Raw genomic sequence first — 17551 nt, 5'->3', positions numbered from 1 at the left:
GTTCTCCTTTAAAGGTGGACAATGGTGCCAGAAGGTTTACCATCTAAAATATCAGATAATGTGTTAGCATCCTCAAGCATACTAAAAACACAGATATCTAAACCATGTTCTCGACACAAGGCAAATGCTGCCGTGTCCATAATTTGCAGGTTTTTCTCAATCGCTTCATTAAAACTGAGTGTTTTATAGCGCGTTGCTTTAGGGTTTTTCATTGGATCATGCGTATAAACACCATCAACTTTAGTAGCCTTAAAGACAATATCTGCCTCAATCTCAATGGCACGCAATACTGCACCTGTGTCAGTGGTAAAGCATGGAGATCCTGTACCTGCTGAGAAAATCACAACCTTCCCCATGCTGAGCGCTTGTTTTGCCTTATTGTGGTCAACAGGGTCGCAAACACCACCACCAATTGGAAAGCCCGACATGACTATCGCATCAATATTTGCACGCTTACAAGCATCGCCAATTGCCAAAGCATTAATCACTGTGGCCAACATACCCATGTGGTCGCCAGTCACACGATTCATACCTGCTTGTGCAAGGGCTGCACCTCTAAAAATATTACCACCACCAACAACAATACCCACTTCAACTTTTTGCTTAAGTGCGGATTTAATAATATCTACTACTTGGCTAAGTGTATTTGGGTCAACTGTATTGCCGTCTTTAGCAAGTGCTTCGCCACTGAGTTTTAATAGAATGCGTTTATATTTATTCATAGCGTGAGTGCTTTTGTGCCGATAAAATCAAATTAATGATGATTTTACCGTGTGCGGGCGTTATAATTAACCCTTTGTCCGATATAAAATTTTATGGAACAAATCAGCATACAAGGCGCTAGAGTTCACAACTTAAAAAATATTGATATTGATATTCCTAGGAATAAACTGGTAGTGATTACAGGTTTATCTGGTTCGGGTAAATCATCGTTAGCATTTGACACGATTTATGCCGAAGGACAGCGTCGTTATGTTGAGTCATTGTCAGCCTATGCGCGACAGTTTTTATCATTAATGGAAAAACCTGATGTGGATCATATTGAGGGCTTGTCGCCAGCTATTTCAATTGAGCAAAAAGCCACTTCGCATAATCCGCGTTCAACGGTAGGTACGATTACAGAAATCTATGATTATTTAAGGTTGTTATTTGCTCGTGTTGGTGTGCCAAAATGTCCTGAACATAAGATTGATTTGGTGTCGCAAACCGTTTCACAAATGGTGGATAGCATTTTAACCTTGCCAGAAAGTGAAAAAATTATGATATTGGCCCCTGTGGTGCAAAACCGCAAGGGCAGTCATACAAAAATGTTAGATGAGCTTTCTAATCAAGGATTTTTACGTGCTAGAGTGGACGGCGAAGTGGTTTATTTGGATGAGTTGAATGAGTTGAATGGTAAAACGCGCCACACCATTGAAATTGTTGTTGACCGTCTTAAGGTGAGAAAAGATGTGTCCTTGCGTTTGTCTGAGTCGTTAGAAACCGCGTTAAATCTTAGCGCTGGATTAGTGCGTGTTGCCTCAATGGATGAAGAGTCTAAACAAGAAGAATTAGTGTTTTCAGCTAAGTTTTCTTGTGTGGAATGCGGTTATTCTTTGACCGAACTTGAGCCTAGATTGTTTTCATTTAATAACCCTGTTGGTGCTTGTTCAAGTTGTGATGGCTTGGGTGTTAAAGATATTTTCGATGAAAACAAAGTTGTTGGCAATCCTGAGGCAAGTTTGGCTGATGGTGCAATTTATGGCTGGGGTCGCTCGAATGCTTATTTTTATCAAATCTTAACTTTGGTTGGGCGATATTATGATTTTAGTGTGGACACACCTTATAAAGAATTAAGCGCCGAGCATCAAAAAATTGTATTGTACGGCAGCGGTCAAGACACGATTGATTTTTCAAAAATTAAAGGACGCCAGGGCTGGTCAAATAAACCCAAGCCATTTGAAGGAGTGATTCCTAGAATGATGCGTCGCTATGAAGAGAGTGAAATTCGTAGTGTGCGTGAAGAATTGTCGCGTTATGTGGTGAGCAAAAACTGTGGAAGTTGTGACGGCAGCCGACTAAATGAGTCTGCCAGAAATGTGTTTATTGTTGATTATAATTTATCAAATATCACTAAACTTTCGATTGTCAATAGTTACAGATTTTTTAAAGATTTAAAATTGGAAGGTGTGCGTGGTGAAATTGCACAAAAGATTCTTAGAGAAATTATTCAGCGTTTAGAATTTTTGTTAAATGTTGGCTTAGAATACTTAAGTTTGGATCGTCGTGCTGGCACACTATCAGGCGGTGAAGCGCAGCGTATTCGCTTAGCAAGTCAAATTGGTGCAGGTTTGATGGGTGTATTGTATGTATTGGATGAGCCGTCTATTGGTTTGCACCAGCGAGACAATCAAAAACTACTCAATACTTTGACTTACTTGCGAGATATTGGCAATACTGTGATTGTGGTTGAGCACGACGAAGACGCCATCAAACAAGCAGATTTCGTTATTGATATTGGTCCTGGTGCGGGTGTGCATGGGGGTGAAATTATTGCTGTTGGCACACCAGAGCAAATCGCTAATAACCCTAAATCAATTACGGGTGATTACATCAGTGGCCGTCAAAGTATTGCCGTGCCGAAAAAACGCAAAAAAGCCACTAAGTGGCTGCGTATCAAAGGCGCAACTGGTAATAATTTAAACAAAGTTGATTTATCCATTCCTGTGGGTGTGTTGACTTGTATTACGGGTGTTTCTGGTTCTGGAAAATCCACATTGATTAATGACACTCTATATTCATTGGTTGCTAGAGATTTAAATCGTTCTCAAGTTGTCCCAGCACCTTATGAGTCAATAAAGGGTTTGAATCATTTTGATAAAGTGGTCAACATTGACCAGAGTCCTATTGGGCGTACACCGCGTTCGAACCCAGCCACTTATACGGGCGTGTTTTCACTGATTCGTGATTTGTTTGCACAAACATTGGAATCACGCTCTCGTGGTTATAAGGCGGGGCGATTTAGTTTCAATGTCAAAGGGGGTCGTTGTGAAGCGTGCAAGGGCGATGGTTTGATTAAAGTTGAAATGCATTTTTTGGCTGATATTTATGTATCTTGTGATGTTTGTAGTGGACGCCGTTACAATCGCGAAACGCTTGAGGTTTCTTATAAGGGTAAGACCATTGCACAAGTGTTGGATATGACTGTTGAAATAGCGGTTGAGTTTTTTGAGGCAATTCCAAAAATTAAACAAAAATTACAAACTTTAATGGATGTGGGTTTGTCTTATATTACCTTGGGTCAAAACGCTACTACCTTGTCGGGTGGTGAGGCACAGCGTATTAAACTTGCCAAAGAATTGTCTAAATTAGACACAGGTAACACCTTGTATATTCTTGATGAACCTACTACAGGTTTGCATTTTCATGATATCAAGCAATTATTATCGGTGATCAGTCGCTTGCGCGAGCGTGAAAACACCATTGTGATTATTGAGCATAATTTAGATGTGATTAAAACTGCTGATTGGATTGTGGATTTAGGACCTGAAGGCGGTGATAAGGGTGGTGATATTATTGCCACTGGCACGCCTGAAGAAATAGCACAAGTTAAGAAATCTTATACAGGGCAATATTTGCAACCATTACTTAAATAAAATACTTGTTAGACCAAAACCATAATGAACGAAGCCACGGTTTAATTAAACTCAATGGTATCAAGTTTGTAAGTAAATTTATTTCTACGCACCAAGACTGGCAAATAATACTTGTCTTTAGCAAAAAAAGCCGTAAGGTTTCTTTCTTTGCTGGTTACTTTAATTAAGTTATCATCGCCACTTGGCAGCTGCTGGTAATATTGTTTTTCTGGGGCGCTACCATCATGTACCAACAACTGAAAATCTTTCTTTTCTGGATTGTTTTCTAATTCATAAGTAATAGCAAGCAGTCGATTTAGTGAATCCACTTGTTGCCCTGTTGGACGAACATTAAAGTCTTTTTTTATCTTATTACCGTCGCGTTCAAAGTTTTGATAATGTTTTGAGTGTAACCCAGATTTATCAATAATAAAAGTAGATTTTGAGTGTATTTCATAATTTTTAATAAGGCTTGCTAAGCCTGTGGTTTCAGCATGGGCGGTGTAGTAATACACATTTTTTTCTTTATGTAATGTGCGTACTTCTTTGCCAATTTCAAAGTTTGATGCTGATAGTGTATAGGTCGCCATGTGTGGCTTAAGCGCCAATACTGAAGAAGAAAACAATAAGAGTAATAAAAACCTCATTTTTGTAAAACCTTTTTAATGGCTTCAGGATAGAGAACATGCTCTTGTTTTAACACCTTTTTTGCCAAAGTATCTGCATTATCACTCGGGTCAATTACCACTGATTTTTGCAATATTACCTCGCCTGAATCCAATTCATTGGTAACAAAATGTACACTAGCACCAGCCTCAGAATCACCAGCATCAATAGCGCGTTGGTGTGTATTGAGCCCCTTGTATTTTGGCAAAAGTGCAGGGTGGATGTTAAGAATTTTGCTAGTATTTGTAGAAAATGCAGCAATAAAATCAGCGGATAAAATACGCATGAAACCCGCCAATACAACGATCTCTGGATTAAGGGTATTAATATATCTTATCAAGGCATGGTCAAAGTCTTTACGCGACGCAAAGTGCGTATGCTCAATAACTTTGGTGGAAATGCCTGCATTTTTTGCCCGCTGTAGACCAAAAGCATCGGCTTTATTACTGATGACAGATTGAATATTGACACCAATATCGTCGGCATTATCAATAATGGATTGCAGGTTAGAGCCTGAACCCGAGATTAAAACAACAATATTAGATAATGACTTGTTTGCCATTGTGACTTTTTTTAACAATTTCACCAATCAGCCAAGCCTTTTCGCCTTGCGTTTCTAGGTGTTTGATAACATCTGTACTTTCATCGTTACTTACTACCAACACCATGCCTACGCCACAATTGAATACGCGATACATTTCTGTTAGCTCAATATTGCCATTATCTTGTAAAAATTGGAAAATTTCAGGCATCTGCCATGAGCTATTGTCTAATTTTGCCGCCAAGTTATCAGGCAATACTCTCGGGATATTTTCTAACAAGCCACCACCAGTAATATGCGAGATGGCATGTACTGAGTGTTTTTTAAGTAAAGACAAAACGGATTTAACATAAATTTTGGTTGGTTCTATCAATTGTTGTAGTTGATGATCAGTTGGCTCAGTGCGCTCTAGTACCTTGCGAATGAGTGAGTAACCGTTGGAATGTGGACCTGATGAGCCAAGTGCGATAATGCGGTCACCATTTTTGACTTTAGTGCCATCAATCACATCTGCTTTTTCAGCAATACCAACACAAAAACCCGCCAAATCGTAATCTTCACCACTGTACATACCAGGCATCTCAGCAGTTTCACCGCCAATCAGTGCGCAACCTGATTGCTTGCAGCCCTCACCAATGCCTGAGATAACAGAAACCGCAATATCAGTATTGAGTTTGCCAGTGGCGTAATAATCTAAAAAGAATAAAGGCTCAGCACCTTGTACGATTAAATCATTCACACACATTGCCACCAAATCAATACCGATGGTGTCGTGCTTATTCAACATCTCAGCGACTTTAAGTTTTGTGCCAACGCCATCAGTACCAGAGATTAAAACAGGATTTTTGTATTTGTTGGTCGGCAACTCAAACATTGCACCAAAACCACCCAACCCTGCTAATACACCTTCTCTAGTGGTAGATTTTGCGATGGGTTTGATTTGCTCGATTAAATCATTACCTTTGTTGATATCAACGCCAGCGTCTTGGTAAGTCAATGATGACATAGAATTTTTTTTCCGTATAATTTAGTTATTTTTCACGCAGATAAATGAACCTTTCTTCCCTACCAAACGCACTGTCAATTTTACGCATTATTTTAACAGTGCCCGTGGTTTTAACTTTGTTAAATCACGATTTTTTTTTGGCAATAATGCTATTTTTTGTTGCCGGTATTACAGATGCTTTAGATGGTTGGGTTGCGAAGCGTTATTCGTATCAAACTAGACTTGGTTCTATTCTTGACCCAGTTGCCGATAAATTATTATTGGTCAGTAGTTTTATCACGCTAAGTGTTATTGGCTTGTTGCCCTTGTGGTTGTTATTGTTGATTTTCTTGAGAGATTTAATGATTGTTTCAGGTACAGTTGGTAGTTTTATGGGTAATGGGGAATCCGACAATGGTTTATTAATACCATCAAAGTTATCAAAACTCAACACCGCCTTACAAATTGTACTGGTGCTGTTTTTGGTGACAACAAAGTTGTATCCAATATTATCTGAGTGGAGCATGGCTTTCTTTATTATTGTTGCTACATCTACTGTTTTGAGTGGCGTTGACTATATTTGGATTTGGTTTGAAAAAGCCATCTCGCAGGAGAAGCAAAAGCAAAAATGAAACAACTCGGACTTCCCGTACTATTGAATGCAAAAATGCGACTGCATAATTTCATCGGTGATAAAAATGCTCAAATTTTAACTTTTATTGACACACTATTTACCAATAGTAACTCTAGTGCTGTTATGGTATCTGGTGATAAATCTAGTGGTAAAACGCATCTTTTGCAAGGTTGCACTTTTGCGGCAATGGACAAACAATTGAACGCTGTTTATATTGATATTAAAGAAGAATGTCCCGAAGGTCTTATTGCCCAGTTGTCTGAAGTTGATTGGGTGTGTATTGATAATATTGAAGATGCAAGCGACACGCAACAACAAGAATTGTTTGATTTGTACAATCAAATCAAACATACGCAAACTAAACTCATTGTCAGTGCACAAAATTTACCAAGCGAATTAGACTTATTAAAAGATTTAAAAACCAGATTGTCTCTAGCCGTTAATTTCACCCTTGAAAATTTAAGTGATGAACAAAAAACAACCATTCTGCAAAACAAAATGGCGGATAAAAATATTCATATTGATGACAAAATATATGCGTATTTGTTCAAACATTATTCAAGAGATTTAAGCGAAATACTCAGTGCTATTGAACAATTAGACGAGGCATCATTGCAGAAAAAAACAGGTATTACTGTCCCACTAATCAAGCAAGTGTTATAGAATATTGGCGCATAAAATGAATCAAATTAATATTCAGCATTACAAAACAAAAATAGGAAAACTGATACTTGGCTCTTTTGATGGCAAACTTTGTATTCTTGATTTTGAATATAGAAAGATGAGAAAAACTGTTGATAGCAGAATTAAGAAAAATCTGAAAGCTGAATTTGTAGAACAAGATGATAAAGTTTTAAAGGAGACAAGAAAACAACTTGATGAATATTTTGATCGATACAGAAAAAAATTTGATATTCCATTATTAATGGTAGGAACCGATTTTCAAAAAAATGTCTGGAATGCACTCATAGAAGTCCCTTATGGCGAGACATCAACATATTTGCAATTGGCAAAAGATATCGGGAATGAAAAATCTGTTCGAGCAGTTGCCAGTGCAAATGGTGCAAATGCCATTGCTTTAATCATTCCTTGTCATCGTATTATTGGAAGCGATGGGAATTTGGTTGGTTATGGTGGAGGATTACCCATTAAGAAACGCTTATTAAAATTAGAGCAAAGTATTTTATAGATTTGGGTTTTGCGTCATTAATTTAGCGTCTTCTAAACTTGAATTTAGCAATCTTTGGCATTAATTGAGAGAATGGGATTTTTTCAAAATCACCAACTTCCTTCTTAACTGCATCAACCAATATCGTAATATTGTCAATTGTATCAACAAATGAGTGGCTAATAATTTCTTGCAAGGCAAGCAAACCACCCATTTTAATTTTTGATTGCTGCCCAACTGATAAATTGGATTGATGATGAGATTTTAAGACAAAATCGCTATTGTCTCTTAGATGACGGTACAGAGATTGGCAGTTATTTGAAGCATCTTCATTCAAACAAGTGCCAAATTCTTTTTCAGCCACGCAGTCTTTTGCAGAAAACTCACAGCCGCAACGACCACTTAAAATTAGATGCGAGAAAGGACAGGTGTGATGTTTATTTGTCATAACTACATTATAATAACACTCCATGAATTATTTACCAATTTTTATTGATATTACGCAAAAGCCCTGTTTGGTTGTGGGCGGTGGTGATATTGCCTATCGTAAGATTAACCTATTATTAAAAGCAAATGCACAAGTGAGCTGTGTTGCGCAAGCGTGTTGCAATGGTGTTACTCAGTTAGCAAAAAACAACACAATCACAGTTATTGAAAAAGCCTTTGAGCCAAGTGATATTAAGTCGCAAGTACTTATTGTTTCTGCCACTAATGATAGGGCGCTAAATGCACAAGTATCAGATTTAGCAAAAAATGCGAACATTCCTGTGAATGTGGTGGACTCTCCTGATTTGTGTACTTTTATTATGCCATCTATTGTGGATAGAAGTCCAATTGTGATTGCTATTTCATCAGCAGGAAAAGCACCCGTATTGGCGCGACTGATTCGTGCAAAATTAGAAAGCACCATTCCAAACGCTTATGGTAAATTGGCAGAACTGGCAGGTAGTTTTAGAGCACAAGTAAAAGCCAAATTTAACAATATCGAAGATAGGCGTTATTTTTGGGAAAAAGCCTTTTCAGGCGTGGTTGCAGAAAAAGTTTTCTCAGGCAAGACCGATGAAGCAAAGCTAGATTTACAAACGCAACTTGATAAGAGCACTGATAGTGAAATGGGCGAAGTTTATTTGGTTGGCGGTGGTCCAGGTGACCCAGATTTATTGACTTTCAAAGCATTACGACTAATGCAACAAGCCGATGTGATTTTGTACGACCGTTTGGTATCAGATGAAGTTATGGAATTGGTTAGACGCGATGCAGAGCTTATTTATGTCGGCAAAGAGCGTGATAATCATAGCGTCCCACAAGACGGTATTAATCAATTATTGGTGGATTTAGCCAAGCAGGGCAGACGCGTTTGTCGCCTCAAAGGTGGCGACCCATTTATTTTTGGGCGAGGCGGAGAAGAAATCGAAACTTTGGCTGAGAATGGCGTGCCATTTCAAGTTGTGCCAGGTATTACCGCCGCCTCTGGTTGCTCCACTTATTCAGGTATTCCACTTACGCATCGTGATTATTCACAATCTTGTCGCTTTGTTACAGGGCATCTAAAGGATGGTACGATGAATTTGCCTTGGGATGAGTTAGCAGTTGAGCAACAAACCATCGTTTTTTATATGGCACTTAAAGGTTCTAAACACCTTTCAGAGCAATTGCAAGCACATGGTATGCGTGGTGATATGCCAGTAGCCTTAGTTGAAAAGGGCACCACGCCTGAGCATAAAGTGCATACCACTACCTTGGCAAAACTTCCTGATTTGGTGGCAAATGAAACCATTCATGCGCCAACACTCATTATCGTTGGCGAAGTGGTTAAACTCAGAGAAAAATTAAACTGGTTTTATGCTGAAAGCTAAAGAACTATTTAGCAACAATTGACATCTTTCATGCCCATTGCCTTAAAGATTTTAGCTGCTGGACAAAAGCCAGTAAAGGCGGATTGAAATAAGTTAAAGCCAACAAAGAAAGTTAACCACAGCCAGTTTGGTTCATCAAAACTGATGCCACTAAGTAATAGTGAGCACATAATAAAAATTCCTGCTATTGCTGATACTGTATTGTTTATTGTCACTGTCTTATCCTTCGTAGTTGTAAAGTTTCACATTCTAACATATACAAAAAACTCTATTTGGGTATAATGCTCTTTTCCAAGCGGGAGTGGTGGAATTGGTAGACACGCTGGATTTAGGTTCCAGTGTCGTAAGACGTGAGAGTTCGAGTCTCTCCTTCCGCACCATTTTTTGACAAAAAACCCAGTTACGAATAAACCGTAACTGGGTTTTTTTGTCTTTCACTATTCTACGGTGTTAGATTTTTATCTGTTTTGTAGTCCTTTGCCCATATATTGGATGACACGATTTATATTTATATTAATTCCTTAGGGTGTGCTTGGGTAAAATCTCTATTAATGAACACCATTATTCTACATACCCAAGATTTAGTGATTGCCAATAAAATGGCGGATGCTGTTGGTGTGGAGTTTGAGTCTCGAGCGACGCATTTTCGTTTTTCAATGGATAAGAAAATTAATATCGCACCCCTACGCGAGGCATTGAGCGTGGATATTAATTACTTGCCTGCGTTTGATTTTTCTAAGGCAGGGTTGTTTGTCAGTGATATGGATTCGACTTTGATTAATATTGAGTGTATTGATGAGATTGCGGATTTTGTCAATCTTAAAGCGCAAGTGGCTGCGATTACTAAGAGGGCGATGCAAGGGGAGTTGGATTTTAATGCGTCTTTGATTGAGCGGGTTGCTTTATTTAAGGGTTTGGATGTGTCGGTGTTGAATCAAGTTTATACTGAGCGTTTGGGGGTGAGTTCTGGTGGTAGAGAACTGATTCAATTTTTTAAAACGCAGGGGATAAAAACAGCAGTTGTCTCAGGTGGTTTTAAATATTTCACCCAACGATTAGCGCAAGATATCGGCTTAGACCATGACCATGCAAATGAATTGACAATTAAGAATAATCAATTAACAGGCAAGGTGGATGGTGATATTGTTAATGCTACGACTAAGGCTAAGTTTGTTACCCAGTTGTGCAGGCAATATCAGATATCTTTGTCTCAGGCAATTGTGGCAGGTGATGGTGCGAATGATTTAGAAATGATGAAAATTGCAGGGTTATCTGTTGCTTATCACGCAAAACCCATTGTTGCTAAACAAGCAAATATAGTTATTGACTTTGGCGGTTTAGATATAATGATAGATTTTTTCGATGGTTAAGTTATAGTTATGTTGCCTGAAATTGGACATTTTGCGTTAATTCTATCTTTGATAGCAGCCGTTTTGCAAGTGGTGTTACCAAGTGTGGGAATGTTGCGCGGGTCGGTTGCTTTAATGCAACTTAGCAGACCTTTATTATGGATGCAGTTCTTTTGGATTGCGGTGTCATTTGCGCTACTGATGAATGCCTTTATGATGGATGATTTTTCCGTCAAATATGTTGCCAATAATTCTAATACTCAGTTGCCTGATATGTTTAAGGTGTCTGCTGTTTGGGGTGCACATGAAGGTTCTTTGTTGTTATGGGCATTGATATTATCGGCTTGGAGTGTGGCAGTATCTATTTTTTCTAAGCGCTTACCAACGCAAGTTCTAAATCATATTCTAATTATATTAGGGCTGATTAGTATTGGTTTTTTGTTGTTTTTGCTACTCACCTCTAATCCATTTGAGCGTTTGGATATTGTGCCGACACAGGGGCGTGAACTTAATCCGTTGTTGCAAGATTTTGGACTTATTATCCATCCGCCAATGTTGTACATGGGTTATGTGGGAATGGCAGTACCGTTTGCTTTTGTTTTGTCATCGCTTATTCGTGGGCAGTTGGATTCTACATGGCTAAGATGGTCGCGTCCGTGGACATTGGTTGCTTGGGCATTTTTAACTTTTGGTATCGTATTGGGCTCTTGGTGGGCTTATTATGAGCTTGGTTGGGGTGGCTGGTGGTTTTGGGATCCAGTAGAAAATGCTTCATTCATGCCGTGGTTAGTAGCGACTGCGTTGGTGCATTCACTCAGTGTGAGTGAAAAGCGTGGTGCGTTTAAACATTGGACGGTATTGCTCGCTATTTCAGGTTTCTCTTTGAGTTTGCTGGGTACTTTCTTGGTGCGCTCAGGTATTTTAACTTCGGTGCATTCATTTGCTGTAGACCCAGAGCGTGGTTTATTTATCTTGATATTTTTAATGATTGTGGTTGGCGGTTCGTTGGGTTTATATGCACGGCGTGCCAGCTTAATGCGTAGTGGCAATCAATTTGCACCGTTATCCAGAGAGAGTGTCTTGTTGATTAATAATATTTTATTGGTAGCAGCAACATTGGTTGTATTTTTAGGAACAATGTACCCACTTTTATTTGCTTCATTGGGCTTAGGTAAAATTTCAGTTGGCGCACCTTATTTTGATTTCATGTTCGTTATTGTGATGATACCAGCGGTGTTGGTGATGGCAATTGGTGCATTCTTACGCTGGAAAAAAGACAGCGTAGACAGAGTGACTGATGTCATTATACATACGGCGTTTGTTGCCTTTACGATAACGCTAATTACCTATTTGTCACTAGATAATATTGCTGTGGTATTGGCCGTGTTTTTGTTTGTTTGGGTTGTATTGCATTCATTGTTGTTGTTAGCACAAAGACTGATTAGAAAAAGCAATATCAATGGCGCTTTCTTGGGTATGCTATTGGCACATATTGGTATTGCTGTCTTTTTATTAGGTGCAACCGTTACCACGCAATATGGCGTGGAAAAAGACATTAAGATGAGTCCAAATGAAACGGTGGAAATTGAGGGCTATAGCTTTACTTTTAAAGGTGTTGATGATTTTAAAGGGCAGAATTACACAGGGCATAAAGGTGTGATTGAAGTGGCGTATCAAGGGGGTAAAATTGCGACTTTGGAGCCTGAGAAACGCCAATATGTGACAGGTATGCCAATGACAGAAGCAGCAATTGACCCATCATTTTATCGAGATATCTATGTTGCCTTAGGTGAGTCTTTAGGTGAGGGTGCATGGAGTTTAAGGTTGTATTACAAGCCATTGATTAGATGGATTTGGTTAGGCGGACTCTTTATTGCATTTGGCGCCTTATTGGCAGCGTTTGACAGACGCTACCGCATTAAAGTGAAGGCAAAGTCATGAGTTTATATCTGTGGTTTGCGCTTATGTTGGTGGTTTCAGCGCTATGGCTGATTTGGTTTTTGTGTCGTCCGTTAAAGACCAGTGCACTTAATCTTGAAAAATCCAATATCGTATTGGGTAGACAAAAGCAGGCAGAGTTAGAACAAGACTTGCAAAGTGACTTGATTGATAAGCAAGTATTTGAACAAGCAAAAGATGAAATCGTACAAACTTTAAGTATTGAGATAAAGCAAACAAGTGATACTATTGACAGCACTCAACAAAGTGTTCCAATATGGCTGATTGCGCTGATTGTGGTATTTTTGTTTGGGGCTTCTTTGTTTGTGTACCGTTCACTTACCTCACAATCAATCACTGCGCAGAATGTAGCAACAATGCAAACCTTGCAAGCACAAAAACCACCAACATTAGCACAAAGTATTGTTAGCATCAAAAAGCGCTTAAAAGAAAAGCCTGATGATGCCAAGGCATGGAGAATATTAGGCTTGGCATTGTTTGAGTCTGATGAGATTAGTCAGTCTTTAGAGGCGTATGAACGCTCTTATCAATTAGCGCCAAAAAATGTTGAAATGTTGGTTGAGTATGCTTCAACTTTGGCAACTTCTCAAAACAATCAGTTTACAGGTCGTGTTTCTACCTTGGTGCGTGAGGCGTTGGAAATTAATGCGAATTCATCAGACGCCTTGTATCTAGCAGGCTGGGTAACGCTCAGTGTACAGCAGTTTGATTTAACACAAAAACTTTGGCAAAAGGCACTATCATTATTACCTGAAAACCAACCAGAAAGAGTGATTTTACAGCGTATGTTGAACGAATTATCGCAAACGCAAAATGAAGATATTCAGCCAGCACAACAACATCAAGTAACACTCAATATCACATTATCTAAGCGTTTGCATCAGGCAGAGTTTCAAAATCATTATTTGATGATTTATGTTAAAGCTATGCGTGGCAGACCGATGCCGATTGCCATTGTGAAAATCAAGGTAAAAGATTTTGCGGGTGTTGTTACTTTAACCGATGAAAACTCGGTCATGCCAACCAGAAAATTATCTCAATCCTCAAAAGTCCTTGCTGTAGTGCGTCTCAGTAAGTCAGGTTCGGCAATACGACAAGTGGGTGATATTGAAGCAGTTAGTCAGGTTATTGATGTGAGAGATAATCCAACAGTAGAATTAAAGTTGTGACAAGCAACACACTGCAATTAGCCAGAGATTTAATTGCTATTGATTCGCTAACCCCAAATGATAAAGGTTGTCAAATATTGATGATTGATAGGCTAAAAAAAATCGGTTTTGAAGTTGATAACTTAAAATTTGGCGAGGTGGATAATTTTTGGGCGACGCGTAGGGATGGTAGTAATAACACCCCTATGTTTGTGTTTGCAGGGCATACCGATGTTGTACCAGTGGGTGATAATTGGAAAACTGACCCATTCAAACCAGTGGTAATTGATGGTATGTTGTATGGTCGTGGTGCGGCAGACATGAAAGGTTCGCTAGCGACAATGATAACTGCAACTGAGCAGTTTGTTGTGGATTTTCCAAAGCATAAAGGTAGCATTGGTTTTTTAATTACTTCCGATGAAGAGGGCCCCGCTACTCATGGCACAGTTAAAGTGTGTGAGTATTTAAAAGCACAGAAAGAAACGATAGATTATTGTTTGGTGGGCGAGCCATCATCAAGTAAATATTTGGGTGATGTGATTAAAAATGGTCGTCGTGGTTCATTGAATGGCAGATTGACTTTGATTGGCAAACAAGGGCATATTGCTTATCCACATTTGGCCAATAATCCAATCCATTTAGCAATGCCAGCACTTGATGCTTTGTGTAATGAGTTGTGGGACGAGGGCAATGACTATTTTCCAGCGACCAGTTTTCAAATATCCAATATCAATTCAGGCACGGGTGTGACTAATGTTATTCCTGGTACGGTGGAAGTTGTGTTTAATTTCCGGTATTCAACGCAGTCTACTCATGAAGATTTACAACAAAGAGTTTTGGCAATTTTAGCGCAGTATAATTTTGAATACAAAATTGATTGGGAGCATTCAGGTTATCCATTTTTAACGCCAAAAGGTAATTTGGTTAATGCTTGCGTAGAAGCAATCAAAATTGTTAAAGGGCTTGATAGTAAACTCTCCACCTCAGGTGGTACTTCTGATGGGCGGTTTATTGCGCCAATATTAAAGGCACAAGTGGTGGAGCTTGGCCCGTTAAATGCCACTATTCATCAGGTTGATGAGTGTGTGAGTGTGCAAGATTTAGAGGATTTAAGTATTATTTATTATCAAATCCTTAAAAATATTCTTCTTTAGAAATAATGCGCTTTGATATCATTACGCTATTTCCTGAAATGTTTTGCGCGATTACAAAGGAGGGTGTGATTGCCCGTGGGATCAAAAAATCGCTATTATCTGTTAACACTTGGCAGTTGCGTGATTTTTCAGATAACAAGCACCGCAATATTGATGATGCGCCTTATGGTGGTGGTGCGGGTATGGTGATGCAAGTTAAGCCTATTCGTGATTGCATTCGTAAAATCAAACAAGAAAATCCAAATACAACAGTTGTTTATCTCTCACCACAAGGGGAAAAATTAGACAATAAATTGGTTGCTGAATTATCCAAACTTGAAACACTCACCTTATTATGTGGGCGTTATGAAGGTGTAGATGAGCGTATTATTGACAGCGATGTTGATAAAGAAATCTCTATTGGCGATTATGTCATTAGTGGCGGTGAATTAGCTGCGATGGTATTAATTGATACTGTTAGCCGACAAATTTTAGGGGTATTGGGCAATCAAGATTCTTTGAATGATTCGTTTGCCGATGGCTTGTTAGATTATCCGCATTACACGCGTCCAGAAACCATTGATGGGCAAAGTGTCCCTAAGGTTCTATTGAGTGGACATCAGGCAAAGATTGATGCTTGGCGCACAGAACAAGCAGAGCAAAGTACCCATAAAAAACGCCCTGATTTACTAAAAAAATAGTCAATATTTTTTGTATAATAAGACACATTAGTTAATAAGCACATTCCATAGGAGAGAGAAATGAAACTTGTCAGTGCAATTCTTAGGCCACATCAGTTAGATGATGTGAGAGAGGCGTTATCAGAAGCGGGTGTGTCTGGTATTACTGTTACCGAAGTTAAAGGCTTTGGTCGTCAAAAAGGACATACAGAAATGTATCGTGGTGCAGAATACCAAGTTGATTTTTTGCCAAAGGTTAAGTTAGAAATCGCGATTGCAGCGTCAGAATTAGACAGTGTTATTGAAGCAATTAGCAAAACTGCCAATACTGGTAAAGTGGGCGATGGCAAGATTTTTGTCAGTAATTTAGAAAAAGTGGTCCGTATTCGTACCGGCGAAACCGACCAAGACGCACTGTAAGGAGGTAGGAATGAAAAAAATATTAGCCTTATTAACTTTAATGCCAATGAGTGTGTTTGCTGAGGGCGTCAATAGTTTGGATGGCGCGAATACAGCGTGGATTTTAACTTCAACAGCATTGGTGTTGTTGATGAGCTTGCCAGGTTTAGCCTTATTTTATGGTGGCTTGGTTCGTAGCAAAAACATTCTATCAGTACTTATGCAATGTTTTGCTATCGCAGGTATTGTTTCAGTTTTATGGTTAGTGGTTGGCTATTCAATCGCTTTTTCCGATGGTAGCGCTTATTTTGGTAGTTTGTCTAAGTTTATGCTTTCAGGTGTTTTGGAGGATTCGTTAAGTGGCGACATTCCTGAGAGTTTATTTGTACTTTTCCAAATGACATTTGCTATTATTACCCCAGCGTTGATTATTGGTGGTTTTGCTGAACGAATGAAGTTTTCAGCTGTGTTACTTTTTAGTGCGTTTTGGCTGATTGTGGTTTATGCACCGATTACACACTGGGTGTGGGGTGGTGGCTGGCTACAAGAAATGGGTTTGTTAGATTTTGCTGGCGGCACAGTTGTACATGTCACTGCAGGTGTTGGTGCTTTGGTAGCAGCAATGGTTGTCGGTCCACGCAAGGGGTTTGGAAAAACACCAATGCCACCACATAATATGACCATGGTGATTACGGGTGCAGGTATGCTTTGGGTTGGTTGGTTTGGTTTTAATGGGGGTTCAGCATTGGCAGCGAATGGCGACGCGGCAATGGCGATGTTGGTCACGCATATCTCGGCAGCAACTGCAGCAATGGTATGGATGTTTTATGAATGGATTAAATTTGGCAAGCCAACTGCATTAGGTACAGTAACAGGTATGGTTGCTGGTTTAGGTACGATTACCCCAGCATCAGGTTTTGTTGGCCCTGCAGGCGCATTGGTGATTGGTATTGTTGCAGGACTTGTTTGTTTTAATGCAGTTATTATCATTAAGCAGAAATTCAAAATTGACGATTCACTGGATGTATTTCCAGTGCATGGTGTAGGCGGTATTTTAGGTACATTGATGGCAGGTGTATTTGCTTCAAGTGAGCTTGGTTTGTTCAGTGGACAAGGCTTGGCTGAAGGCATGACTATCGCTTCACAAGTGGGAGTGCAATTTATTGGTGTGGTGGTAACCTTTGCTTATACAGCGATTGCGACTTATATTATTCTTAAAGTTGTTGAAATGATGGTTGGTTTAAGAGTGAGTCCAGAAGAAGAACAGCAAGGGTTGGACATCAGTGCTCACGAAGAAATCGGCTATAATTTGTAAGTTTGTAAATTATAATTTTTCATTCAAGATTGGTGGTTTTTTAGGTTCTTAGATGGGCTCATTTAAATTCAGCCTACAAACAATGGAAAAAACTTTGGGTATGG

General features: G+C 39.2%; 18 protein-coding genes and 1 tRNA gene. 13 read left to right on the top strand and 6 right to left on the bottom strand.

Annotated features, from left to right (window positions below; genetic code table 11):
• Window positions 1-8: 8 nt before the first annotated feature.
• Window positions 9-722, bottom strand: a complete 714-nt coding sequence (gene pyrH / locus BHECKSOX2_RS09195) for a UMP kinase (RefSeq protein ID WP_139683323.1) — start codon at window positions 720-722, stop codon at window positions 9-11.
• A gap of 93 nt (window positions 723-815) precedes the next feature.
• Here pyrH and uvrA point away from each other — a divergent pair, with 93 nt between their 5' ends.
• Complete coding sequence (uvrA, locus tag BHECKSOX2_RS09190; RefSeq protein WP_139683322.1) at window positions 816-3635, top strand: excinuclease ABC subunit UvrA; 2820 nt, start codon at window positions 816-818, stop codon at window positions 3633-3635.
• Window positions 3636-3676: 41 nt separating this feature from the next.
• On the opposite strand, the gene BHECKSOX2_RS09185 is transcribed toward uvrA, so the two are convergent.
• From BHECKSOX2_RS09185 to purM, 3 genes are read right to left on the bottom strand one after another with little or no spacing between them, the layout of a single operon-like run.
• Window positions 3677-4261 (bottom strand): DUF3108 domain-containing protein, encoded by a 585-nt coding sequence (locus tag BHECKSOX2_RS09185; RefSeq protein ID WP_139683321.1) that lies wholly within the window; start codon window positions 4259-4261, stop codon window positions 3677-3679.
• Window positions 4258-4842 (bottom strand): phosphoribosylglycinamide formyltransferase, encoded by a 585-nt coding sequence (purN, locus tag BHECKSOX2_RS09180; RefSeq protein ID WP_139683320.1) that lies wholly within the window; start codon window positions 4840-4842, stop codon window positions 4258-4260. The genes BHECKSOX2_RS09185 and purN overlap by 4 nt, the downstream gene beginning before the upstream one ends.
• Entirely contained in the window at window positions 4820-5827 is a 1008-nt protein-coding gene (gene purM, locus BHECKSOX2_RS09175; protein WP_139683319.1) for a phosphoribosylformylglycinamidine cyclo-ligase, read from the bottom strand. Before purM ends, purN begins: the two co-directional genes overlap by 23 nt.
• Window positions 5828-5871: 44 nt before the next feature.
• On the opposite strand from purM, the gene BHECKSOX2_RS09170 reads away from it, so the two are divergent.
• From BHECKSOX2_RS09170 to BHECKSOX2_RS09160, 3 genes are read left to right on the top strand one after another with little or no spacing between them, the layout of a single operon-like run.
• Window positions 5872-6438, top strand: coding sequence for a CDP-alcohol phosphatidyltransferase family protein (locus BHECKSOX2_RS09170; protein WP_139683318.1), 567 nt, complete (start codon window positions 5872-5874; stop codon window positions 6436-6438).
• A complete protein-coding gene (hda, locus tag BHECKSOX2_RS09165; RefSeq protein WP_139683317.1) occupies window positions 6435-7103 on the top strand; it encodes a DnaA regulatory inactivator Hda in 669 nt (222 codons plus the stop codon). Before BHECKSOX2_RS09170 ends, hda begins: the two co-directional genes overlap by 4 nt.
• A 16-nt stretch (window positions 7104-7119) precedes the next feature.
• Window positions 7120-7629, top strand: coding sequence for a methylated-DNA--[protein]-cysteine S-methyltransferase (locus tag BHECKSOX2_RS09160; protein ID WP_139683316.1), 510 nt, complete (start codon window positions 7120-7122; stop codon window positions 7627-7629).
• A 22-nt stretch (window positions 7630-7651) separates the two neighbouring features.
• Here the strand turns inward: BHECKSOX2_RS09160 and BHECKSOX2_RS09155 are convergent, their stop codons facing one another.
• On the bottom strand, window positions 7652-8056 hold the full coding sequence (locus BHECKSOX2_RS09155) for a hypothetical protein (protein ID WP_139683315.1): 405 nt from the start codon (window positions 8054-8056) through the stop codon (window positions 7652-7654).
• A 22-nt stretch (window positions 8057-8078) separates the two neighbouring features.
• On the opposite strand from BHECKSOX2_RS09155, the gene cysG reads away from it, so the two are divergent.
• Window positions 8079-9464 (top strand): siroheme synthase CysG, encoded by a 1386-nt coding sequence (gene cysG, locus BHECKSOX2_RS09150; RefSeq protein ID WP_139683314.1) that lies wholly within the window; start codon window positions 8079-8081, stop codon window positions 9462-9464.
• Window positions 9465-9472: 8 nt separating this feature from the next.
• Here the strand turns inward: cysG and BHECKSOX2_RS09145 are convergent, their stop codons facing one another.
• Window positions 9473-9679, bottom strand: a complete 207-nt coding sequence (locus BHECKSOX2_RS09145; protein WP_090717144.1) for a YgaP family membrane protein — start codon at window positions 9677-9679, stop codon at window positions 9473-9475.
• A gap of 80 nt (window positions 9680-9759) precedes the next feature.
• Between BHECKSOX2_RS09145 and BHECKSOX2_RS09140 the strand changes: the two genes are divergently transcribed.
• The 8 genes from BHECKSOX2_RS09140 to BHECKSOX2_RS09105 all read left to right on the top strand — a co-directional run bounded on the left by BHECKSOX2_RS09140 (window position 9760) and on the right by BHECKSOX2_RS09105 (window position 17447).
• Window positions 9760-9844 (top strand) — tRNA-Leu (locus BHECKSOX2_RS09140).
• Window positions 9845-10015: 171 nt separating this feature from the next.
• Window positions 10016-10834: a phosphoserine phosphatase SerB gene (gene serB / locus BHECKSOX2_RS09135; RefSeq protein ID WP_139683385.1), complete on the top strand. Its 819-nt coding sequence runs from the start codon at window positions 10016-10018 to the stop codon at window positions 10832-10834.
• A gap of 9 nt (window positions 10835-10843) precedes the next feature.
• The gene (locus tag BHECKSOX2_RS09130) at window positions 10844-12754 is read left to right on the top strand and encodes a heme lyase CcmF/NrfE family subunit (protein WP_139683313.1); all 1911 of its coding nucleotides are present in this window, start codon (window positions 10844-10846) and stop codon (window positions 12752-12754) included.
• The gene (gene ccmI / locus BHECKSOX2_RS09125) at window positions 12751-13941 is read left to right on the top strand and encodes a c-type cytochrome biogenesis protein CcmI (protein ID WP_139683312.1); all 1191 of its coding nucleotides are present in this window, start codon (window positions 12751-12753) and stop codon (window positions 13939-13941) included. The genes BHECKSOX2_RS09130 and ccmI overlap by 4 nt, the downstream gene beginning before the upstream one ends.
• A complete protein-coding gene (gene dapE, locus BHECKSOX2_RS09120; RefSeq protein WP_139683311.1) occupies window positions 13938-15074 on the top strand; it encodes a succinyl-diaminopimelate desuccinylase in 1137 nt (378 codons plus the stop codon). Before ccmI ends, dapE begins: the two co-directional genes overlap by 4 nt.
• Before the next feature lie 5 nt (window positions 15075-15079).
• The gene (gene trmD, locus BHECKSOX2_RS09115; protein WP_139683310.1) at window positions 15080-15754 is read left to right on the top strand and encodes a tRNA (guanosine(37)-N1)-methyltransferase TrmD; all 675 of its coding nucleotides are present in this window, start codon (window positions 15080-15082) and stop codon (window positions 15752-15754) included.
• 60 nt (window positions 15755-15814) lie between these two features.
• Window positions 15815-16153, top strand: coding sequence for a P-II family nitrogen regulator (locus BHECKSOX2_RS09110; protein WP_139683309.1), 339 nt, complete (start codon window positions 15815-15817; stop codon window positions 16151-16153).
• A 10-nt stretch (window positions 16154-16163) separates the two neighbouring features.
• On the top strand, window positions 16164-17447 hold the full coding sequence (locus BHECKSOX2_RS09105) for an ammonium transporter (RefSeq protein WP_139683308.1): 1284 nt from the start codon (window positions 16164-16166) through the stop codon (window positions 17445-17447).
• The last annotated feature ends 104 nt before the right edge of the window (window positions 17448-17551 follow it).

The sequence above is a fragment of the thiotrophic endosymbiont of Bathymodiolus puteoserpentis (Logatchev) genome, from assembly GCF_900127505.1.
Classification (GTDB): domain Bacteria; phylum Pseudomonadota; class Gammaproteobacteria; order PS1; family Pseudothioglobaceae; genus Thiodubiliella.
The sequence above is the reverse complement of the archived record's forward strand: the minus strand, read 5'-3'. Positions and strand labels throughout refer to the sequence as shown.